Raw genomic sequence first — 21,268 nt, forward strand, 5'->3', positions numbered from 1 at the left:
GGTCAGCGGAAGTTGTGCTCGATGATCTCGGTCACAAGTGCGGCGGTCGGGAAGTCGGCCATCACCGCGCCCAGCCGTCCGGGGCCGACGGTCTCCAGGTACTCCTGGGTGCGGGGGAGGATCCCGACGACGCCGGGGATGCCGCGCGCGACCGTGACCGGGACCGTGCCTGTCACCAGGGCGGCGGGGTTCCCGGTGGCGCTGAGGTGGTTGATGAAGAGGAGGTCGGGGGACCCGGTGCGGGCTCGTTCGAACTGTGCGCGGATCAGGTCCCACTTGCGGCCGACGTCGCCCAGGCCGGTCAGCTCGTAGGTGTCCTGGATCGCCATGCTCGCATCGCCGAACCGCGGCCCTGGCCACGCGACCGCGTCGAAGTCCCGGAGCACGACGAGCTTGCCGCGGGCCTCGCCGAGGCCGGGCAGGCCTCCGCTGTATCCATCGGACGGGCGCCACAGATGCTCGCGCAACCGATCCCGGGTCCCGGGGTTCTCGTCGATGTACCAGTTCAGCGTGTCCTCATAGCTACGAGTGTTCTCCGCCGGGGTGTCCTCCTCCTTGAGTCGCATGACGATCGCCTCGGAGGGATGGGCGCGCAGGAAGTCGGTGAGCGCGACCACCACGTCGGTGAAGTTCGAGTTCAGGTACTCGATCCCGTGATGGATGGGGAAGACATTCCGGAAATGCCGGGTGCGGATGTCGACGACGCGGACCCCGGCGCTCAGCTGGGTCGGCAGATCGGCGTCCTGGGTGAGGGCGAAGACGGAGGCCCCGGAGGCCATCGTGTCGTGGGTGCCGGGGAGCGACAAATCCGCGAGCCCGGCCCCGTCGGGTAGTCCGGCCATCCAGTCCGGGTGGACGGCCTCGGCCAGCCCGCTCGATTGCAGCGATCCGGTGGTCGATCCGGCATCGGATCCGGTGGTCGCGGACGCGAGCGGGGCCGGCAGCACCACGGTCGCGATCGCGATACCCACCAGGGCGCGGACGAACCCGCGCCTGCGGACGGAGAAACTCATCGTGGCAGCCTGGCACGCCGATACCGCCCGTGGGGTGGTATCGGCGTGATCGGAGGTCGAACGGGTGGGTCAGCCGCGGTGTGCGTGCGACCTGTCGCCCAACTGCTGCAAGAACTCCCAGGCATCCGCGACGATCTCGTCGAGGTCGGTGTGCTTCGGCTGCCAGCCGAGGTCGGCGATGGCCCGCTCGCTGGAGGCGATGAGGACCGCCGGATCGCCCGCACGGCGCGGGGCGTCCTCCACGGTGATCGGCAGTCCGGTGACGCGCTGGCAGGCCGAGATCACCTCGCGGACACTGAAACCGGCCCCACTGCCGAGGTTGTAGATGCTGTGTGTGCCCGGGGTCGCGGCCCCCAGCGCCAGCAGGTGCGCCTCGGCGAGGTCCAGGACGTGGATGTAATCGCGGACCGCGGTGCCGTCCTGGGTCGGCCAGTCGGTGCCGAAGACCGAGATCTTGTCCCGCTGACCGAGGGCAACCTGCAGCACGAGCGGGATGAGATGTGTTTCCACCAACCGGTTTTCGCCGGCGCCTCGGTACGCTCCCGCGACATTGAAGTAGCGAAGGCTGGTTGCGGCGAGCCCGTACGCGTTGGCATACGAGGTGATCGCGTGGTCGATCGCCAGCTTCGTGGCACCGTAGGGGTTCGTCGGCCTCGTCGGATCCGTCTCGGTGATCGGGGAGCGCTCCGGTTCGCCGTACGTGGCGGCCGTCGAGGAGAAGACCAGCTTCGGTGTGCGGGAGACCCGGATCGCCTCGAGGAGTTCGATCGTGGCGACGACGTTTCCGCGCCAGTACTTTTCGGGCGCGACGACCGATTCGCCGACGAGCGACTGCGCCGCGAAGTGCAGCACGCCGTCGAAGCGGGGCTCCGTCGACCCGTCGCCGAGAACGGACGAGGCGACCTCGGCGACGTCGCCCTCGACGAACTCGGCCCCGGTCGGTACCGCATCCGCGTTCCCGGTGGACAGATCGTCGACGACGACCACCTCGTGGCCGCGTTCGAGCAGGACGGTGGCACACACGCTGCCGACATAGCCGGCACCGCCGGTGACCAGGAGTCGCACGCCGCTAGACCTGCTTGACCTGGACTGCGTGCGCCATCTCCTCGGACAGGTCGAAACCCTCGTGTCCAGGAACGGTGATCGTCACCGAACCCGGCTTGGTCTCCACCGTCACGCGTGCGTCGGGGACGACGCCCGCCTCGCGGAGGCGGCCGATCACCTCCGGATCGGACTGCACGTGCTCGGCCAGCCTGCGCACCACCACGGCGGTGGGCTGCCCGGGCGGCACATCGGTCAGGCGGATCAGGGTTTCGCCGTTGTCGGCGGGCCGGTTCAGCCCGAGTTCGTCCAGGCCGGGGATCGGGTTGCCATAGGGCGAGGTGGTGGGGTTGTTGAGCACCTCGACCAGACGGCGCTCGACCTCCTCGCTCATCACGTGCTCCCAGCGGCAGGCCTCGGCATGCACCTGGTCCCAGTCGAGTCCGATGACATCGACGAGCAGTCGCTCGGCGAGCCGGTGCTTGCGCATCACGGCGATCGCGAGTCCACGACCCTTGTCGGTCAACTCGAGATGGCGGTCACCGGCCACCAGTAGGAGACCGTCGCGTTCCATCCTGGCGACCGTCTGGCTCACCGTGGGACCGCTCTGCTCGAGCCGCTCGGCAATACGTGCCCGCAGCGGCACCACGCCTTCCTCTTCAAGGTCGTAGATGGTACGGAGGTACATCTCCGTCGTGTCGACAAGATCCTTCACCTGCACGCCCCTTCGTCTGTGGCCGATTCTACCGGCATGCGTGCGGGAATCGGCGTTGCACTCACTCTGACGCAACGCCACCCGCCCCTCGCCTCTTCCCGCGGCGCGCAAGTAGCGTGGATCGTATGGCCTCGACCTCCAGCCCCCCGGTGGGGCATGCGCACCCGAATTCGGACCGGGCCGTGGTCTGGAGTCCGGACTATCTCAGTTACCGGTGGAGCGCCGACCACCCGATGAACCCCACCCGACTCGAGCTGACGATGAACCTCGCGCGGAGCCTGGGTCTCATCGAGGGTGCCGAGCTGGTCCGCCCCGCCGCCGCCACCGACGCGGACCTGCTGCGGATCCACACCCCCGCCTATGTCGCCGCGGTCAAGGCAGCAGGAGCCGGGCCGCTGCAGGGACTGGCGGACGCCCGCGCGGACGGCGATGTGGCCCCGCACGGACTGGGTACCGAGGACAACCCGATCTTCCCCAGAATGCACGAGGCGAGCGCGATTCTCGCAGGTGGAACGCTCACCGCGGCGAAGGAGATCGCGTCGGGCCGGGCCCGCAGGGCCGTCAGCATCGGCGGCGGGATGCACCACGCGATGTCCGACTGGGCCTCCGGATTCTGCGTCTACAACGACGCCGCGATCGCGATCTCCTGGTTGCTCGACAACGGTTTCGATCGCATCGCCTATATCGACGTGGACGCCCATCACGGGGACGGCGTCCAGCATGCCTTCCTCGGTGACCCCAGGGTCCTGACCGTGTCCATCCATCAGCACCCGGCCACGCTGTGGCCGAACACCGGATGGTCGAGCGAGGTCGGATCGGGCGCGGCCGAGGGTGCGACGATCAACCTGCCGGTACTGCCCGGAACCGTGGACTCGGTGTGGCTGAGGGGTTTTCACGCCGTCGTTCCGGCGGCGATGGCGGCATTCAAGCCCCAGATCGTGATCAGCCAGTGCGGCGTGGACAGCCACAGGGAGGACCCGCTGGCGGACCTCTCGCTGACGGTCGACGGGCAGCGGGCGGCGTTCCTGGCGATGCGGCAGCTCGCGGATCGGTACGCGGAGGGTCGCTGGCTGGCCGTCGGCGGCGGCGGCTACGGGCTGGTGCGGGTGGTCCCGCGCGCGTGGACGCACCTGATCGCCGCGGCGCTCGACCGCGACATCGATCCCGCGCTCGCGGTGCCGCAGTCCTGGCGCGACCGGGTCTCGACGCTGGCGCCGAGCGTCGAGCTGCCGGAGACGATGGGCGACGGCAGCGAGGCGACCTACCTGTCCTGGGACGGACCCGGCGGCACCCCGGAGACCGGCGTCGAATCGATGGATCGCGCTCTGGTCCGGGTGGATTCGGCGATCGCCGCAACCCGTCGCGCTGCCTTCCCGCTGCTCGGCCTCGACCCGGAGGATCCCCGTGACTGAGCCCGCGACCGGGGGTACCGACGCCGAACCGCGTGCACCGTTCCCCAAGCACTGGCTGGCGGACGTGCTGCTCACCGACGGCGGAGTCGCGGCCCTGCGGCCGATCTCGCCGGACGACGCAGACCGGCTGATCGCGTTCCACGCCAAGTTGTCCGAGCGCACCCGTTACCTGCGCTATTTCGGTCCGTACCCGACGATGTCGCAGCGTGACCTCAAGCGGTTCACCACCGTCGACCACAAGGACCGGGTCGCGTTCGTGGCCGTGCTCGGCGACGAGATCATCGCGGTCGGCCGGTACGAGCGGCTGCTCGACGTCGGTGACGGCAGGTCCGCGGAGGTCGCGTTCGTGGTCGCCGACGCGCACCAGGGGCGCGGGCTCGGACCGATCCTGCTCGAGCATCTGGCCGCGGCCGCCGCCGAGAACGGCCTGACCATGTTCGTGGCCGAGGTGCTCGCCGAGAACCGGAACATGGTGACCGTGTTCCGGGAGGCCGGGTATCAGGTCAGCCGGACCTACGAGGGGGGAGTGCTGCGGCTCGAGTTCGCCATCGATCCGACTGAAACCCTTGTCGCGGTTCGTAACTCTCGCGAGCGGGCCACGGAGGCCCGGAGCGTCCGCAACCTGCTGAGCCCGCAGTCGGTCGCACTGATCGGCGCGTCGACCGACGCTGCGAAGGTGGGCAACGCGGTGCTGCGCAACCTGCTCGGGGCCGGGTTCACCGGTCCGGTCTACCCGGTCAATGCCGAGAACCGCTCCGTGCGGGGGGTGCGGGCCTACCCGACGGTGCACGACATTCCCGACGACGTGGACCTCGCGGTGGTGGCGGTTCCTGCGGAGGCCATCGACTCGGTCCTGGACGACTGCCTCGCGAAGGGCGTCAAGGCGCTGGTCGTGGTGTCCGGTGGGTTCAGCGACGCGGGACCGGACGGACGCCAGTCCGAGCGACGGCTGGTGCACGCCGCACGAGCGCACGGGATGCGACTGGTCGGTCCCAACGCACTCGGCGTCGCGAACACCAGCGCGGCCGTACGGCTCAACGCCACCCTCGCGCCCGAGCTGCCGCCGCCGGGCCGGGTCGGGTTCTTCTGCCAGTCCGGCGCGCTCGGCATCGCGATCCTCGACGAGGCGGCGCGCCGTCAGCTCGGTCTGTCCACCTTCGTCTCGGCGGGCAACCGCGCAGACGTCTCCGGCAACGATCTACTGCAGTACTGGGACTCGGACCCCGAGACCGAGGTGGTGCTGCTGTACCTGGAGAGCTTCGGCAACCCGCGCAAGTTCTCCCGGATCGCGCGCCGGGTCGGCAGGAACAAGCCGATCGTGGCGGTGAAGTCCGGCAGGCATGCCGTGCCCGAGGCGCTCGCCGCGAACGGGGTCGAGATCGACGACTCGGTGGTGTCGGCACTGTTCGACCAGGCGGGTGTCGTGCAGGTCGGCTCGATCGCCCAGCTCTTCGACTGCGCGGTGCTGCTCGGCTACCAGCCTTTGCCCGCGGGGCCGAGGGTCGCGGTGGTGGGCAACTCGTCGGCGCTCGGTGTGCTGGCCGCGGGAGCGGCGCGCAGCGAGGGACTCGAGCCTGCGAAGCCCGTCGACCTGGCCGCGCAGTCCACGCCGGCGGAGTTCGCCGGTGCGGTGAGCGCCGCGCTGGAGTCGGCCGAGGTGGACTCGGTCTTCGCGGTGTTCGTGCCGCCGGTGAGCGTGGACGTCGAGCCGTACGCGAAGGCGCTGCGCGATGCCGCCCGGGACAGCAGCAAGCCGATCGTGACGACATTTCTTGCCGCGGAGGGTATCCCGGATGTGCTGGCGGTCCGAGGGGAGGACGGTCATCCCACCAGGGGATCGGTCCCGTCGTATCCCGGGCCGGAGCGTGCCGCCCTGGCGCTCTCACGCGCCTGGCGTTACGCCCAGTGGAAGTCGCGGCCTGCCTCGAAGGTGGTCCGCCCCAGCGGTATCGACTCCGACCGCGCGGAGGCGTTGGTGCAGTCGTGGCTTGGCGCGGGCGAGGGGCGCTGGCTGACCGATTTCGAGGCGTCGGAGTTGCTGGCCTGCTACGGCCTGCGGGTGGTGGATTTCACGCTGGCACGGTCCGAGGACGAGGCGGTCGCCGCGGCGCAGGCGCTCGGCTTCCCCGTCGCGGTCAAGGCGACCCGCGAGGGGTGGCGGCACCGCCCCGACCTCAGCGGGGTGCGGTTGGACGTCAGCACCCCAGACGCGGTGCGCGACGCCTATCGCGCGCTCTCGGTGGCGTCGGCGGAACCGCTCCTGCACGTGCAGAAGATGGCGACCAAGGGAATCGGCTGCGTCGTCGGGGTGCAGGACGACCCGTCCTTCGGTTCGCTGATCTCGTTCGGACTCGCGGGGGTGATCTCGGATCTTCTCGGTGACCGCGCCTACCGCGTGCTGCCGCTGACGGAGGACGAGGCGACCGAACTGATCGACGCCCCGAAGGCGGCGCCGCTGCTGTCCGGCTACCGGAACGCGGCGCCGGTCGACAAGAGCGCCCTTGTGGATCTGGTGCAGCGGGTCTCCGCGCTCGCCGACGACCTGCCCGAGGTGCGCGAGCTCGTCTGCGAGCCGGTGCTGGCCAGTGCGATGGGGGCCGAGATCACCGACACCCGGGTTCGGATCGGCCCGGAGCCGAGCCGGGCCGACCTGGGTCCGCGCCGGCTGCGCTAGGGCCCCGCGACCGATAGGGCCCCGCAACCGACAGCGCCGCAACGTAGTCGCGCCGGCCGATCCTTGCGCTCCGAGGGGGAGGAGCGGGTCGGATCGACCGGCGCGGGGTGCGCTGACACTCAGGGGGATGGTCAGCGCACCGGACTGTGAGTGCCCGGGTGGGGATCAGCTCGCGTAGGAGCGCAGCCGCTCGGCGCGGTCGCCCTCGCGGAGCTTGCCCATCACCTCACGCTCGATCTGGCGGACGCGCTCGCGCGAGAGCCCGAAGATCTTGCCGATCTGATCGAGGGTGCGGGGCTGGCCGTCGTCGAGACCGTACCGGAACCGGATCACCTGCTGCTCGCGCTCGTCGAGGGTGGCGAGTACGGACCGGATGTCGCTGTGCAACAGCCCCGCGATCACCGCATTCTCGGCAGACGTGGCCTCGGCGTCCTCGATGAAGTCGCCGAGCGGCGCCTCCTCGTCGCTGCCGACCGGCATGTCGAGGCTGACCGGGTCCCGGCTGTGGTCGAGCAGGTCCGCGATCTTCGCGACCGCGATGCCCGATTCGTTCGAGAGCTCCTCGTCGGTGGCCTCGCGGCCGAGCTGCTGATGCAGTTCACGCTTGATCCTGGCCAGCTTGTTGACCTGCTCCACCAGGTGCACTGGCAGCCGGATCGTGCGGCTCTGATCGGCCATGCCACGGGTGATGGCCTGGCGGATCCACCAGGTCGCATAGGTGGAGAACTTGAAGCCCTTGGCGTAGTCGAACTTCTCCATCGCGCGGATCAGGCCCAGGTTGCCCTCCTGGATCAGGTCCAGCAGCGGCATTCCGCGCCCGGTGTACCGCTTGGCCAGCGACACCACGAGCCGCAGGTTCGCTTCGAGGAGGTGGCTGCGCGCCGACTGGCCTTCGCGGACGATGGTGGCGAGGTCACGCTTCTTGGCGGCGGTCAGCCTCTTACCGGTCTCGAGCACGTGTGCGGCGTACAGACCCGCCTCGATCCGCTTGGCCAGCTCGACCTCATCCGCGGCGGTCAGCAGCGCGGTGCGGCCGATCCCGTTCAGATAGACGCGAACCAGGTCCGCAGCGGGGCTCTGGGCGTCCAGATCCTCGGCGCTGGGGCGCAGCCGGCGGGTGGTGGTGGGGCTTGTCATGACCTGCCTCCTCATCGGTGGTGTCTCATATGGCTCAACGCCGCGCCACCGTGCAAAGTTCCCGCGTGTGATCCACGGAATTCCTTCTGACCTGCATTTTTGCGCCGGCGGTCCTGAGAAGTTGCTGAGAAGACGGGCCGGGGGAACCGGCCGGGAACTACCGCGGGAACTCCGCGGGCAGCACCAGCCCGTGCCGAACCAGCGAGTGCACCAGCGGGATGGCGGCGGCGGCGAGTTCGTCGGGATCCTCGCCGTTCGCGGCCGCCAGCAGTTCGAGCAGCTCGTTCAACGCCAGCGAGTCCGGCCGCATTCCGCCGAGCAGAGCGGCGGTCAGGTCGTCCACCTCGTGCTGCCAGTTCGGCCCACTGCCGCGGTGCACGCGGGCCACGACCTGCTGCCAGCCCTCCTCGCCCGGCAGCGACACCCGTTCGAGGGCGGTCGTCGGCTCGAGCCTGAAGCGCCGTTCGAGCACGTCACGCTCGCGCAACCAGGCCAGCCGGTCGAAATAGCCGAGCGCCTCGCCGCCGAGCGGATCGGTGAAGCCGTGCCGCAGGTCCTCCGCGAGCACATCGCTCGGCTCGTCCGTGCGGCGCAGGTAGACGAAGCCGAAGCCGATGCCCTCGACGTCGGCCGCCTCGAAATGGGCCAACCATGCCTCGGCCTGCGCCGCGGTCGCCGGATCCCGCGGATCCAGGCCGCCGTCGCGCATCCACGTGCCCACGTACAGTGCGGGGTCGGCGACGTCGCGCTGCACGATCCAGGCGTCCACGCCGTGCGCGGGCAGCCAGGACGCGATCCGCGACCGCCAGTCCTCGCCGTGCACGTGCACCCAGGACGCCAGCATGGAGGCGGTGCCGCCCGGCTCGAGGTGGTCGAGCACGTTCGAGACCATCAGCTCGCTTGCGCCGTCGAGATCGAGCCCGGAATCGCGGTAGGTGTGCTCGACCCGGCCGCGGCCGACCACGAACGGCGGGTTGGCGACCACCCGGTCGAATCGGCGGCCGTCGACCGGCTCGAACCACGGACCGCCGAGCACCTCGACGTCGATCTCGTTGAGCGCGAACGTCGCAGCCGACAGGTCGAGCGCGCGCAGGTTGATGTCGGTGGCCGTGACCGACCGCGCGTACCCGGCGGCGTGCAGCGCCTGGATGCCGCAGCCGGTGCCCAGGTCCAGCACCGACCCGGTCGGGGTCGTCGGGGTGGCGCGGAGCAGGGACAGCGATGCGTGCCCGACGCCGAGGACGTGATCGGGCGCCGTGGTCCGCGGACCCATGCTGCCGTCCAGGTCGGAGAGCACCCATCGGTTGCCCGCGCCGAGATCGAGCGGCCGCAGGTCGAGCGCCGCCCGGACCTCGTCGCCCGAGCGCTCGAGCAGTCCCACCGCCACTGCCCGGTCCAGATCGAGCGGCCGCAGCGCGTGCGCGACCTCCGCCGCGGGGCAGGGATCGGTCAAAAGGAAGAGCCTCGTCAGTACCCCGAGATCGCCCGCGCTGCGGCTGGCCAGGCGGACAGGAACGGGCTCGCTGCGGCCGAGCGCGTCGTGGGCGTCGGAGCCGAGCATCTCCAGCAGGGCGTCGGCGGTGTACTCGGTGCGGTGCAGGGCCTCGCGGAGCGGAGCGCAGGCGGAGAGCAGTTCTCGGTTCACCGCCACAGTTTGTCAGCTCGTGGCGGCGGGGTCGGCGGTCGACGCCGAAACGTCAGCCCTCGATCGTGGGGTGCTGCTGTGATTCGATCGCGGGCGGGGTCGGGGCCTGGTGGTCGTAGCGGCGCGGCTCGTCGGACTTGCGCGGCGGGCGGTCGTTCGCGACCAGCACCGCGATCCACGGCAACGGGACGGAGATGCCGATGATGGCGAGGCTGATCCAGGGGTTGGCCCATTCGCTGTAGGCCAGCGCGGCCAGCACCAGTGCCGGGATCCGGATCGCCATCAGGATCGTGTACTTGCGGACCCGGATGCGCTGTTCGTCGTAGAACGACTGGGCCGCATCGGTGATGAGAACCGGGTTTCCCGACGCGTCGTCGTTGCCCTTCGCGCGGTCGAAATCCGAACTCGATGCCATCTGTCCACCTTCCCACTCTCCGCAGTCGAATGCACTACCGGGGGCTCGCCCACCGCGCGGGAGTGCGTCATCATGGACGGGTGAGCACTCAGACCAAGGAACGTCCCGACACCACCACCGACGAGTCCACCGATGACGACCGCCCCAAGTTCTTCCACTATGTGAAGAAGAACAAGATCGCCGAGAGCGCGGTGATGGGTACCCACGTCGTCGCGTTGTGCGGTGAGGTCTTCCCGGTGACCAAATCGGCCAAGCCCGGCTCGCCGGTGTGCCCCGAATGCAAGAAGATCTACGACGGGTTGCGCGCGGGCGACTGAGCCGCCACGACCGGACAGCGGCCGCCGTCGGTGCCCTCGGCCTCGTCGACGGTGGGCGCGTCCTCGGCGGCCTCGTGCTTGCCCCGGTCCGGTCCGGTGATCCGCATCGGGCCGCCGGCGAGGCGCCTGGTGAGATTCGTGACGGGCCCGACGGACGCGCCGTCTGGCGCCCGTGCGGCCGCCGCGGCCTGTGCGGCGAGCCACTCCCGCATCTGCTCCATCCGGGTGGCCCTGGCCGGCCAGAACTCCTGGATGGTCGCGTTGAACTCGGCGCCGAGGACCACCGCGAAGCCGAGGAAGAACGTGAACAGCAAGAAGGCGATCGGCGCAGCCAGCGCGCCGTAGGTGTAGCCGGTCTGGGTGATCCAGGAGAGATACCAGCGCAGGACGGTGCTCGCGCCCATGAAGAAGACGCCCGCGAGCAGCGATCCGCCGAGTAGTCGGTGCCAGGGCAGGGACTTGGCCAGCGCCACCTTGTACAGGGTGGTCAGGCCGATGATCAGGAGCAGGCCGACGGCCGGGTAGTAGAAGGCATCCACCGCCTCGGTCCCGAACGAGTACCAGGATCGTGGCAGCACCTGCCCGATCAGGGTGGGTCCCAGTGCGACGAGCGGCAGCACGAACACCGCGACGATGAGAAACATCACATAGAGCAGCAGCGCGAAGATACGTTGCCAGACGGGGTGTCTCACGTCCTTCTGACCATGCGCCTCGACGATGGAGTCGACGAACGTGGAGATCGCCGACGAGCCCGCCCACAGCGACAGCAGGAAACCGGCCGAGACGATCTCGGGGCGGCCCTGGCCGAGGACATCGTTCACCGTCGGGCTGATGAGCTGGTCGACGACGCTCTCGCTGAAGGCCGTGCGGCTGAAGGTGATGATCTTCGACTCGATGATCTCGACCGTGTCGGGGCCGAACCAGCCGCCCACGTAGCCGATGCTGCCGAGCAGTCCGAGCAGCAGGGGAGGCAGCGACAGGGTCTGCCAGAAGGCGGCCGTCGCGGCCTTGCCGAAGATCGAGTCGCCCCAGGCCTTCGTCGCGGTTCTCGCGATGACCTGCCAGGCCCGGTGGAACGGATGGAATCCCGAGCGCGCATCGGCACGCCCGGCAGGCTGGTCGCCGCCCGGCTCTCCGTTGCTCGGCTCGTCCATGATGGTTCCAGCATTCCCGACGCGGCCACATCGCCGCGCATTGAGGCCCCTCGTGTCGGGAGAAATCTGCCGCTACCAGAGATCGCCGCCGGTCCATGACCACGCCGCGACGCGCGGTCGCCGGTGATGCGGGGAACGTCGGTGGTCGGCGTTAGGCTCCTCCAGGATCGAATCACGGCGACCGATCGCATCACGGACACAGTGCAGAAGGAGCGGCAGCGACAGTGCTCACGGGTAGTACCGAATCGACACCACCCGCACCCGTCGCCACCCTCCGAGCGTGGCAGCGTCGCGCGCTGACCAAATACCTGGCCACCGGGCCCCGCGACTTCCTCGCGGTGGCGACGCCCGGCGCAGGCAAGACGACATTCGCGCTCCGGGTCGCCGCGGAGCTGCTGCGCGACCGCACCATCGACCAGGTGACCGTCGTCGCACCCACCGAGCACCTCAAGCACCAGTGGTCGGGGGCCGCCGCCCGGGTTGGCATCGCGCTGGACTCGAACTTCACCAACTCGACGGGGCAGACGTCCGCCGAGTATCACGGCGTGGTCGTCACCTACGCGCAGGTGGCCTCGCATCCGACCAAGCATCGGGTGCGTACCGAGAACCGGCGCACCCTGGTGATCCTCGACGAGATCCACCACGGCGGCGACGCCAAGAGCTGGGGCGACGCGATCCGGGAGGCGTACGAGCCCGCCACCCGCCGGCTGGCCCTGACCGGTACCCCGTTCCGCAGCGACGACAGCGCGATCCCGTTCGTGCAGTACGAGCCGGACCGCGAGGGTCTGATGCGGTCGAAGGCCGACCATTCCTACGGCTACTCGGACGCCCTCGCCGACGGCGTCGTGCGGCCCGTGGTCTTCCTGGCGTACTCGGGGGAGGCGCGCTGGCGCAACAACGCCGGTGAGGAGTTCGCGGCCCGGCTCGGCGAGCCGCTGTCCGCCGAGCAGACCGCGCGTGCGTGGCGGACCGCTCTCGACCCGAACGGCGACTGGATCCCGTCGGTGCTCACCGCCGCCAACACCCGGCTGCAGCAGCTGCGCGCCGGTGGCATGCCCGATGCGGGCGGTCTGGTCATCGCGACGGACCAGACGGTGGCGCGGGCGTACGCGAAGATCCTCGAGGCAGGCACCGGGCGGGCGCCGACCGTCGTGCTGTCCGACGACCCGACCGCCTCGAAGAAGATCGCCGAGTTCAGCGAGAGCTCCGAGCCGTGGATGGTGGCGGTGCGGATGGTGTCCGAGGGTGTCGACGTGCCGCGCCTGGCCGTCGGCGTCTACGCCACCAGCTCCTCGACCCCCCTGTTCTTCGCGCAGGCCATCGGCCGGTTCGTGCGCATGCGGGCCAAGGGCGAGACGGCGAGCGTCTTCGTGCCCTCCGTGCCGGTGCTGCTCGACCTCGCCAGCCAGCTCGAGCTGCAGCGCGACCACGTGCTCGGCAAGCCGCACAGGGAGAAGGACGGCCTCGACGACGAACTGCTCGTCGACGCCAACAAGCAGAAGGACGAACCGGGCGAGGAGGAGAAGGCGTTCACCTCGCTCGGTGCCGACGCAGAGCTCGACCAGGTGATCTACGACGGATCCTCGTTCGGGACGGCGACCTTCTCGGGTAGCGACGAGGAGGCGGACTACCTTGGCCTGCCGGGGCTGCTCGATGCCGACCAGATGCGGGCCCTGCTGCGTGAGCGTCAGGCCGGTCAGCTGGACAAGGGGGCAAGGGAGCCGGCGCCGGTCCAGGCGCCCGCCGCGGTGGCCGACCGGGTCTCGTCCGCGAGCAAGCTGGCGGAGCTGCGCAAGGAGCTCAACGGGCTCGTCGCGATGCAGCACCATCGGACCGGCAAGCCGCACGGGTGGATCCACGGTGAGCTGCGTCGGGTCTGCGGCGGTCCGCCGACGGCGATCGCCACGGTCGAGCAGCTCACCGAACGGATCGCGATGCTCCGCCAGTGGTGAGACGGCAACGCTGAAAACCGGACAGAGCCCGCACCGGGAGGTGCGGGCTCTGTGCTGACTGGGGTGCCCCGAACGGGCGCCCGGTTTGGCTGACGGCCTAGATCGTCGCCTCATCGAGTACGGCATCGGAGACGATGGTGGCGTTCATCGCGCGGAGTCGATCCTCGTGCTCATTGGCGTGGTGCTGGCAGAAGAGAAGTTCTCCACCAGTCGAGAGGACCGCGCGCACGCGGGCTCCCGCACCACACCGGTCGCACCGGTCGGCAGCGGTCAATGGGGGGCTGGTCAGTGTTCCGGGCATGACTCCTCCGTACTGGCGTTCGGCCGAAGCCGGGTGCCTGGGGCCTGGTCCGCCGCACCGGGATGGCGCGGTGAATCCACTCTGTCAGACGTTTGGGCTTCAGGAGTTGTTCCCGTCGGCGTTTCTTTGTGGTTTCACTAACAGGGAACACGGGCCTCGCGCGTGACGTAGATCACTGCCGGGGTGCCCGGATAGCCTGCGGGGGTGACTCATCCGGACAGCACCCTGGTACACATCTGCACCGCCGAACAGTGGCGGCAGGCGCAGCGGGCGGGGGCGCGGCTGCCCGAGACCTATGACGCCGACGGGTTCGTGCACCTCTCGAGCATCGAACAGGTGCACCTGCCTGCCAACCGGCTGTTCGCTGGCCGCACCGATCTCGTGCTGTTGTACCTGGACCGGGAGCGACTCGGGGCCGAGGTCCGCTGGGAACCGGGCGTGCCGACGGACCCGGAGTCGATGCGGTTCCCGCATCTGTACGGGCCGCTCCCGGCGGTGGCGATCATCGGGGTGCGCGCGTATCGACCCGGTCCCGACGGCAGGTTCGGGACGCAGGAGGACTCAGGACGCGGGGAGTTCCCTGGCGATGATCGCGGCCTGGACGCGTGAGCTGACACCGAGCTTGGTGAGCACCCGGGACACATGGGTCTTGACGGTGGTCTCCCCGATGAACAGGCGCCCGGCGATCTGCTGGTTCGTCAGACCGTCGCCCAGACAATCGAGCACCTCCCGCTCTCGGTCGGTGAGGTCCTCGAGGCCCGCGGGCCGGGGCGCCGGGGTCGGCGGGACCGCCGCGAAGGCGTCGATCAGGGTGCGCGTCACCTGTGGGGCCAGCACGCCGTCCCCGGCGGCGACCGCGCGGACGGCCGCCGTCAACTCCGCGGCCGTCGCCGATTTCAACAGGAACCCGGAGGCGCCCGCCTGCAGCGCCCCGAACACGTACTCGTCGATGTCGAAGGTGGTCAGCACCAGAACATGGGCCAGGCCGGCCGCGGTGATCTCCCGAGTCGCCGCGATGCCGTCGGTGCCGGGCATCCGGATGTCCATCAGCACCACGTCGGGCCGCAACGCGCGGGCCTGGCCGAGCGCCACCTCGCCGTCGGCGGCCTCGCCGACCACCTCGATGTCATCGGCGGACCCGAGGATCATCGACAACCCGGACCGGATCGCGGCGTGGTCGTCGGCGACCACCACCCGGATCATGCGCCCGCCGCCGGTCCGTCGACCGGGATGGACACCGCGACCCGCCAGCCGTCGGGGGCAGGTCCCGCGCTGAACCGGCCACCGAGCAGCTCGGTGCGCTCGCGCATGTTGGTGAGCCCGGTGCGTTGGCGTGGCGGATCCGACGGGAACCCTCGCGGTGGAAGCGGATTGCTGACCGTCATCAGCAACTGCCCGGACTGCGACCGAAGGGTGAGCTCGACCGGATGGCCCGGTGCGTGCTTGATGGCATTGGTGAGGGCCTCCTGGGCGATCCGATAGGCGGTGTGGTCCACGGCGGTGGGGAGCTGGCCGGGTGCGAGGTCGTCGAGCACCGCGACCTCGGTGCCCGCGGCCTGTGCGGAGTCGACCAGCTTGGCGAGCTGGCGGAGACGGCCAGGCGCCGCCGCCTCGTCGACGATGTCCGTCCGGAGCAGGCCGATCATCGAGCGCATCTCCTCGAGCGCGTCGATGCTGTTGCCGCGCACCGATTCCAGGATCCGGAGCAGGCGCTCGTCGGACTCCTGGCCGGTGATGCCGAGGGCGGCCTCGGACTGGATGGCGATCGCGGACAGGTGGCCCGCGATGACGTCGTGCAGATCCCGGGCCATCCGATTCCGCTCGTCCGCGATCGCCGCCTGCCGATCCAGGGCCGCGATGGTGGTCAGCGCCTCGGCTCGGGCACGCTCGGAGTCGGCGACGTCCTTGTGCAGCCGCACCGCGCGCCCCCACCACAGCGGGGTGCCGACGAACGCGAAGGCCGCGATCGTGCCGATCACCAACGGCTGCCAGCTCCTGGTGAGGACCAGCACGATGGCCAGGCACACGGTCGTGCCCGCCGCTGCCACGCCGACCATGGCGCGGGACTGCCTGGCGGTGCCGTACAGCACGACCGCGTACACGAGGTCGGAAAAGACCAGCCAGATCGGCAGGGTCGGCCCGAGCGCGAAATCGATGCCGAGGGGGATCGTGGCGAGCCAGATCGCCAGCACCGGGCGGTCCCGCCGGAACACGGCCGCACCGCAGATCGCGGCCAGCAGCGCCAGTCTGATCGGGACGGGGACCCCGGCGGAGATCGGCGCGAGCGAGTACAGGGCGGTCGAGTAGAGCACGGTGCCCGCGGCGAACGCGAGGAGCGCGATCAGGGCACTCTGCGCGAATGAGGACAGGGCGGTCCAACGTGACACGCCATCATCACAGCACACCGAGAACCCCGTGACGTCCTCCCAAGGGAGGACGCCGGATCCGGCGTACGGGCGATGTCGCGGCGGTGTCGCGCTGGTGATGATCGTCTGCATGGAGATGGCACTCGTGCTCGGGCTCGTCGCGCTCGCTCTGGTGGACAGCACCAGCCTGGGGACGCTGGTGATCCCGCTGTGGCTGTTGATGTCCCCGGAGCGGCCGCCGGTGCGCCGGATGGTCGCGTACCTGGGCGCGATCGCGGGCTTCTACTTCGCGGTGGGGGTGCTGGTCCTGCTGACGGCGTCGACCGGAATCGCCGCGGCAGGGTCTGTGCTGCGCGGACCCGTCGCGCTCGGTGTGCAGTTGGCGCTCGGTGCCGGCCTGTTCGCCATCAGCTGGCGATTCGACTCCAGGGCGAAGGCCGGCGGTGGCGATGGCGGTCGGGTGACCCGGTGGCGGGCAAGGGCTCTGGATGCGCAGTCCTCCGGATCAGGCGTCGCGGTCCTGGCGATGAGCGCGGGCGCCCTCGAACTGGTCACGATGCTGCCGTACCTCGCGGCGATCGGGTTGATGATCTCGAGTGGGCTGTCCCCAGCGGTCTCGGCGGGGCTGCTGGCCGGCTATTGCGTCGTGATGGTGCTCCCCGCCTGCCTGCTGATCCTCGCCAGGACCGTGGCGCACACGCGGGTCGAGCCCTGGCTGGCGCGCGCGGACGGCTTCCTGTCCAGACATGCGGACAGTGCACTGGGCTGGGTGCTCGGCATCGCGGGATTCCTGATCGCCCGCGATGCCGCCGTCCAGCTCTTCTTTCGCTGATCACCTGCGAATATCGCGCGTCGCGGCACCGATCCCGCGCGCGGCGCTACCGTTGAGTCATGAACGTGGAAGTGACTCCCCTTCCTGGGATCGGCATCCGGAAGGATTTCGAGCTGTCGACCGGCAGGCGCATCGGCGTGGTCACCCATCGGGACGGCGGGACGGACCTCATCGTCTCGAAGAAGGACGATCCCGATGCCTGTGCCGCCTCGGTGCCGCTGACCGACGAGGAGGCCGCTGTACTGGGCAATCTGCTCGGCGCCCCGCAGCTGGTCTCGCAGTTGCGGGAGGAACACCGTGACCTGCCGGGGATCAACACCCGGCAACTGCCGATCACCGAGGACTCGCCCTTCGACGGCCGGACGCTGGGGGAGACCGCGATGCGAACCAGGACCGGGGTCTCGGTGGTGGCGGTGATGCGGGCCGGACAGGTGTACCCGTCGCCGAATCCGGATTTCAACCTCACCGAGGGAGACCTCTTGGTCGCAGTGGGTACCTCGGACGGGCTCGACGGTGCGGCCAAGATCCTGCACCACGGATGAGCTCCGGCGAAGACCCAGAATCACGGATGAGCTCCGGCGAAGACCAAGACAACCGGATGAGCTCCGGCGAAGACCAAGACAACCGGATGAGCTCCGGCAACCACCCGGGGCACCATGACTAGCACCGCGCTCTCGCTGATCCAGCTCGGCGCGGTGTTCTTCGCGTTGGGTGTCCTCGGGCGCCTGGCGGGCCGAATCGGGATGTCGCCGATCCCGCTCTACCTGGTCGGTGGCCTCTGCTTCGGCGAGGGTGGGTTCTTCACGCTCGACGGCATCGGCGACTTCGGGCACCTCGCCGGTGAGATCGGCGTGGTCCTGCTGCTCCTGCTGCTCGGCCTCGAGTACACCGCGAGCGAGCTGGTCACCGGGCTGCGCAAGTCGTGGATGGCGGGTGCGGTGGACATCGTGCTCAACGCGGTGCCGGGCGTGATCGTCGCGTTCATGCTCGGGTGGGGGCCGGTCGGTGCCCTCGTGATGGGCGGCGTCACCTACATCTCGTCCTCGGGCATCATCGCGAAGGTCCTCAGCGACCTGGGCAGGCTCGGCAACCGCGAAACCCCTGTCGTGCTGGCGATCCTCGTGTTCGAGGACCTGACCATGGCCGTCTACCTGCCGATCCTGACGGCGATCCTGGCCGGGGTCGGCTTCTTCGGCGGCCTGCAGGCGCTGGCGATCTCGTTGTGCGTGGTCACCCTGGTGCTGGTGATCGCGCTGCGCTACGGCCACTACGTGTCGGCGATCGTCGACAGCAAGGACAAGGAGGTCTTCCTCCTCAAGCTGCTGGGCGCGGCACTGTTGGTCGCCGGGATCGCCTCGGCGATGCAGGTGTCGGCCGCGGTCGGGGCGTTCCTGCTCGGCATCGCGATCTCCGGGTCCACCGCCCGCAACGCGGCGAAGGTGCTCGAGCCCCTCCGGGACCTGTTCGCGGCGATGTTCTTCGTGGTGTTCGGCCTTAACACCGATCCGGGCACCATTCCGCCTGTCCTCGGTTGGGCGGTCCTGCTGGCGGTGGCGACGACCGCGACCAAGATCGCGACGGGATGGTGGGCCGCCCGCAGGCAGGGCGTCGCCGTGATGGGCCGGGCGAGGGCGGGCGCCGCCCTGGTCGCCCGCGGCGAGTTCTCGATCGTCATCGCGGGCCTCGCGGTGGCGGCGGGCGCGGTCGAGGGCGAGCTCGCGGCGCTGGCGACCGCGTACGTGCTGCTGATGGCGATCCTCGGCCCGGTTGCGGCGCGGGTGGTCGAGCCACTCGTTAGTGCGTTGCGGCGGCCGCAGAAGCCGTCAGGGGAGTCGAGCGACCCCTACCTCACGACCTGACGTCGTCCGCCGGGCTCACCGCTTGTGCCGCGCGTTGCGGAACCGCTCGACGACGTCGCCGACCTTCGCGACCTCGTCCTGGCAGCACGGGCAACGGAGCGTCACGGTGCCGTCGAGCGTCTCCACCCAGTGCGGCTCGGTGTCGTCGCCGGGGACGAAGAGGTAGCGGCCGATGCCGAGTTCGGGGTTGTAGAGGTTGTGGAAGATCTGCAGCCTCAGGCTGCCGTGGGCGCAGCGGTCCTTCGCGACCGTGAGCGCCCGCACCACCCGATCGGGCAACGCCATGATGCGATCGGCGATCTCCCGCGTGTTGCCGAACACCACCGTGTCCGGGTGGTCGTGCCGCCGGTCTTCGGTCGTCATCTCGGGTCACCTCGCGATCCAGTCTAGGTCGGTCTAGGCCTCCGGCGGGAACCACGGCGCAGGCGGGCCGTGCGGCGCCCCGGAGGTCGGCGCATACGGCAGCCCGTGCAGCTCGACGCCATCGATCTGATCCCGGAACCGCGGCGGCACCGCCGATCGGTCCTCCTCGGCGAACGCCACCATCTGGTGGCCGAGGACGTCCGGCGAGCGCGGCACGTGCTTGTCCTGCCACCAGAACTCGAACACGGCGCGGTCGCGGTCGAGGTCGATGATCCCGTAGCCGTGGTCGACCCACTCGACGAACTGGGCGTTGCGGTTGAGCGTGAGGATCGAAGCCTCGGCGGCGCGCGCGATCTCGGTGGACTCCGCCGGCCCGAGGCCGGTGGCGCCGCGGATCATGTCGTCGGCGCCGCCGCGTCCCATCGAGGTGGGGGCGAACTCGACACCGACGGACAGGCCTCGGACGTCGGCGGGGTCGTCCGCGCCTGTGGGCACCGGGCCACCGTTGCCGGTGCTCATCCGCAGCGCCCCGGCGCCGTGGTTATGCGGTTCGGCACCGTTACGGGTGTTGCGGCCGGGTATCCCCGAGAGATACCCGTCGCCGAGGTACTCCGTGGAGATCACGTCGGATGCGAAATTCCCGTGCGCGTCGCCGGTCACCATGACGTTCCGCCAGATCCGCTCGCCGCGTGCGCCCCTGAGGTGGTCGACGATCGCCTCGCGCTCGGCGGCGTACTTGCCCCAGCGGCCGATGCCGAGCTTCGGCATCTTCACCCCCTGCACGACCTCCGGGATGTCGGTCGGAGCGAACCACCCCTGGTTCCCGATGACCCGCCACCGGGTATTCCGGTGCGACGAGTCGGTGAGCGTGGCCGTGAGCCACTCGTACTGCCGCCGACCGAGGAGGCTCCGCTGCCCGGGGGGCAGATGCGAGGAGTCGGCGGTTTGCCCGCGCACGTCGCGCAACTCGGCGTCGATCCCGACGATGTCGACGAGGTCGCCGTAACGCAGCGTCCGGTAGACGAGCAACGGGTCCTCCGGTGTGGGATAGGAGCCGTCGTCGACGAGCACGAACTCGCCGCTGCCGTCGGCGCGCACGGGCCGGGTCGGAGTCCACTCGTGGAACGCGCGCACCGTGTCGGAGAGGGTCGTGGTCGCCGACGCCGGGTCGGTCAAGGGCGCGTTCACCTCGTTGCCGTAGGCGACGTCGATGTCGTGGTTGTCCCACACGATCATCCACGGGTGCTGCTGGTGGGCCCGGATGAACTGGGGGTCCGAGCGCCACAGCGCGTACCGCCTGCGCACCTCGGCGAGGTCGAGCCAATCCCGGTTGTCCGGGTGGTCCATGTCGGCGAAGCCGACGCGCGAGCGCACCAGCTCGTCCTTGTCGGGGAAGTCGTAGATGTAGTCGCCCACGTGCAGCACGAGATCGAGGTCGTCCCTGGCGGCGATGTGCTCGAACCCGCTCCAGTACGAAGACCAGTAGGAGCTGCACGACATCGCGGCGATGCGCACCCGGTCGACGGCGGCACCCGGGGCAGGCGCCGTGCGCGTTCGCCCGGTGATCGAGTGGGCGCCGGAATGCGTGAAGCGGTAGTAGTACGTCGCGGCCGGGGCCAGGCCGGTGACGTCGACCTTCACCGTGAAGTCGTGCTCCGCCACCGGGGTCTGCTCACCGGAGCGGACGAGGGCCGTCACGGCTGGGTCGGTGGCCACCTCCCACCGCACGGGGCCGGGGGCGCCGGCCACGCGCTCGGGCATGAGACGGGTCCAGAGGATGACGCGGTCGGGCAGCGGGTCGCCGCTGGCGACGCCGTTGGCGAACGGTCCGGGGCAGCACGTGGGGTAGTCGACACGGGCGGCATCGGCGGACGGCGCCGCGGCGGCCGCGGACGGGGCGTGTCGGAGACCGGCGACCGCGAAGCCGCCGAGGGCGGAGCCGCGCAGGAACGTGCGGCGGGAGGGGCCGCGCGGGGAGGTCGGGGCGAGAGGGGACTGCTCACTCATCCGGCAAGTTTCGCCCACCGCGGGGCGTGCACGGTGGGGATCCGATGACGGCCCGGCGTGTGCCG

General features: G+C 70.1%; 20 protein-coding genes. 8 read left to right on the forward strand and 12 right to left on the reverse strand.

The genetic code is table 11. The features are described 5' to 3' along the window. Window positions 1-2: 2 nt before the first annotated feature. The 3 genes from ABIC28_RS05895 to ABIC28_RS05905 form a co-directional block, all read right to left on the reverse strand. A complete protein-coding gene (locus ABIC28_RS05895) occupies window positions 3-1,013 on the reverse strand; it encodes a phosphatidylinositol-specific phospholipase C (RefSeq protein ID WP_354577902.1) in 1,011 nt (336 codons plus the stop codon). A gap of 69 nt (window positions 1,014-1,082) precedes the next feature. Further along, window positions 1,083-2,078: a UDP-glucose 4-epimerase GalE gene (gene galE, locus ABIC28_RS05900; RefSeq protein ID WP_097211252.1), complete on the reverse strand. Its 996-nt coding sequence runs from the start codon at window positions 2,076-2,078 to the stop codon at window positions 1,083-1,085. A gap of 4 nt (window positions 2,079-2,082) precedes the next feature. Next, on the reverse strand, window positions 2,083-2,769 hold the full coding sequence (locus ABIC28_RS05905) for an iron-dependent transcriptional repressor DtxR (RefSeq protein ID WP_077043633.1): 687 nt from the start codon (window positions 2,767-2,769) through the stop codon (window positions 2,083-2,085). 125 nt (window positions 2,770-2,894) lie between these two features. Between ABIC28_RS05905 and ABIC28_RS05910 the strand changes: the two genes are divergently transcribed. Further along, window positions 2,895-4,181, forward strand: coding sequence for an acetoin utilization protein AcuC (locus ABIC28_RS05910; protein WP_097211253.1), 1,287 nt, complete (start codon window positions 2,895-2,897; stop codon window positions 4,179-4,181). Beyond that, complete coding sequence (locus ABIC28_RS05915) at window positions 4,174-6,855, forward strand: bifunctional acetate--CoA ligase family protein/GNAT family N-acetyltransferase (RefSeq protein WP_209926175.1); 2,682 nt, start codon at window positions 4,174-4,176, stop codon at window positions 6,853-6,855. Before ABIC28_RS05910 ends, ABIC28_RS05915 begins: the two co-directional genes overlap by 8 nt. A 165-nt stretch (window positions 6,856-7,020) precedes the next feature. Here the strand turns inward: ABIC28_RS05915 and ABIC28_RS05920 are convergent, their stop codons facing one another. The 3 genes from ABIC28_RS05920 to ABIC28_RS05930 all read right to left on the reverse strand — a co-directional run bounded on the left by ABIC28_RS05920 (window position 7,021) and on the right by ABIC28_RS05930 (window position 10,052). Continuing rightward, window positions 7,021-7,992, reverse strand: a complete 972-nt coding sequence (locus ABIC28_RS05920; RefSeq protein WP_077041406.1) for a sigma-70 family RNA polymerase sigma factor — start codon at window positions 7,990-7,992, stop codon at window positions 7,021-7,023. Between the two features lie 157 nt (window positions 7,993-8,149). After that, window positions 8,150-9,637 (reverse strand): DUF7782 domain-containing protein, encoded by a 1,488-nt coding sequence (locus ABIC28_RS05925; protein WP_269588098.1) that lies wholly within the window; start codon window positions 9,635-9,637, stop codon window positions 8,150-8,152. 52 nt (window positions 9,638-9,689) lie between these two features. Beyond that, complete coding sequence (locus ABIC28_RS05930; RefSeq protein ID WP_097211255.1) at window positions 9,690-10,052, reverse strand: DUF3099 domain-containing protein; 363 nt, start codon at window positions 10,050-10,052, stop codon at window positions 9,690-9,692. A gap of 80 nt (window positions 10,053-10,132) precedes the next feature. Between ABIC28_RS05930 and ABIC28_RS05935 the strand changes: the two genes are divergently transcribed. After that, window positions 10,133-10,369: a DUF3039 domain-containing protein gene (locus tag ABIC28_RS05935; protein WP_077041408.1), complete on the forward strand. Its 237-nt coding sequence runs from the start codon at window positions 10,133-10,135 to the stop codon at window positions 10,367-10,369. Here ABIC28_RS05935 and ABIC28_RS05940 read toward each other — a convergent pair. Beyond that, window positions 10,342-11,523, reverse strand: coding sequence for a YihY/virulence factor BrkB family protein (locus ABIC28_RS05940; RefSeq protein WP_097211256.1), 1,182 nt, complete (start codon window positions 11,521-11,523; stop codon window positions 10,342-10,344). The genes ABIC28_RS05935 and ABIC28_RS05940 overlap by 28 nt on opposite strands. Before the next feature lie 224 nt (window positions 11,524-11,747). On the opposite strand from ABIC28_RS05940, the gene ABIC28_RS05945 reads away from it, so the two are divergent. Further along, window positions 11,748-13,475, forward strand: a complete 1,728-nt coding sequence (locus tag ABIC28_RS05945) for a DEAD/DEAH box helicase (RefSeq protein WP_097211257.1) — start codon at window positions 11,748-11,750, stop codon at window positions 13,473-13,475. A 97-nt stretch (window positions 13,476-13,572) separates the two neighbouring features. Here the strand turns inward: ABIC28_RS05945 and ABIC28_RS05950 are convergent, their stop codons facing one another. Beyond that, window positions 13,573-13,776 carry a DUF7455 domain-containing protein gene (locus ABIC28_RS05950; protein WP_097211258.1) on the reverse strand — a complete coding sequence of 68 codons (204 nt, stop codon included), beginning with the start codon at window positions 13,774-13,776 and terminating at the stop codon, window positions 13,573-13,575. 204 nt (window positions 13,777-13,980) lie between these two features. Here ABIC28_RS05950 and ABIC28_RS05955 point away from each other — a divergent pair, with 204 nt between their 5' ends. Next, a complete protein-coding gene (locus tag ABIC28_RS05955; RefSeq protein WP_097211259.1) occupies window positions 13,981-14,385 on the forward strand; it encodes a DUF952 domain-containing protein in 405 nt (134 codons plus the stop codon). Here the strand turns inward: ABIC28_RS05955 and ABIC28_RS05960 are convergent. Together ABIC28_RS05960 and ABIC28_RS05965 are read right to left on the reverse strand one after the other, a co-directional pair. Further along, window positions 14,338-14,979: a response regulator gene (locus ABIC28_RS05960; RefSeq protein WP_097211260.1), complete on the reverse strand. Its 642-nt coding sequence runs from the start codon at window positions 14,977-14,979 to the stop codon at window positions 14,338-14,340. The genes ABIC28_RS05955 and ABIC28_RS05960 overlap by 48 nt on opposite strands. Beyond that, window positions 14,976-16,163: a sensor histidine kinase gene (locus ABIC28_RS05965; protein WP_179800507.1), complete on the reverse strand. Its 1,188-nt coding sequence runs from the start codon at window positions 16,161-16,163 to the stop codon at window positions 14,976-14,978. The genes ABIC28_RS05960 and ABIC28_RS05965 overlap by 4 nt, the downstream gene beginning before the upstream one ends. Window positions 16,164-16,272: 109 nt before the next feature. On the opposite strand from ABIC28_RS05965, the gene ABIC28_RS05970 reads away from it, so the two are divergent. The 3 genes from ABIC28_RS05970 (at window position 16,273) to ABIC28_RS05980 (ending at window position 18,833) form a co-directional block, all read left to right on the forward strand. Further along, window positions 16,273-16,974, forward strand: a complete 702-nt coding sequence (locus tag ABIC28_RS05970; protein WP_097211262.1) for a GAP family protein — start codon at window positions 16,273-16,275, stop codon at window positions 16,972-16,974. Between the two features lie 59 nt (window positions 16,975-17,033). After that, the gene (locus tag ABIC28_RS05975) at window positions 17,034-17,516 is read left to right on the forward strand and encodes a cation:proton antiporter regulatory subunit (RefSeq protein ID WP_077041413.1); all 483 of its coding nucleotides are present in this window, start codon (window positions 17,034-17,036) and stop codon (window positions 17,514-17,516) included. A 114-nt stretch (window positions 17,517-17,630) separates the two neighbouring features. Next, on the forward strand, window positions 17,631-18,833 hold the full coding sequence (locus ABIC28_RS05980) for a cation:proton antiporter (protein ID WP_097211263.1): 1,203 nt from the start codon (window positions 17,631-17,633) through the stop codon (window positions 18,831-18,833). Window positions 18,834-18,848: 15 nt separating this feature from the next. Here the strand turns inward: ABIC28_RS05980 and ABIC28_RS05985 are convergent, their stop codons facing one another. Together ABIC28_RS05985 and ABIC28_RS05990 are read right to left on the reverse strand one after the other, a co-directional pair. Beyond that, window positions 18,849-19,196 (reverse strand): hypothetical protein, encoded by a 348-nt coding sequence (locus tag ABIC28_RS05985; protein ID WP_097211264.1) that lies wholly within the window; start codon window positions 19,194-19,196, stop codon window positions 18,849-18,851. A gap of 33 nt (window positions 19,197-19,229) precedes the next feature. After that, the gene (locus tag ABIC28_RS05990; protein WP_097211265.1) at window positions 19,230-21,203 is read right to left on the reverse strand and encodes an alkaline phosphatase D family protein; all 1,974 of its coding nucleotides are present in this window, start codon (window positions 21,201-21,203) and stop codon (window positions 19,230-19,232) included. Window positions 21,204-21,268 lie beyond the last annotated feature (65 nt).

The organism is Rhodococcus sp. PvR044, assembly GCF_040548995.1.
GTDB classification, from domain to species: Bacteria; Actinomycetota; Actinomycetes; order Mycobacteriales; family Mycobacteriaceae; genus Rhodococcus_G; species Rhodococcus_G oryzae.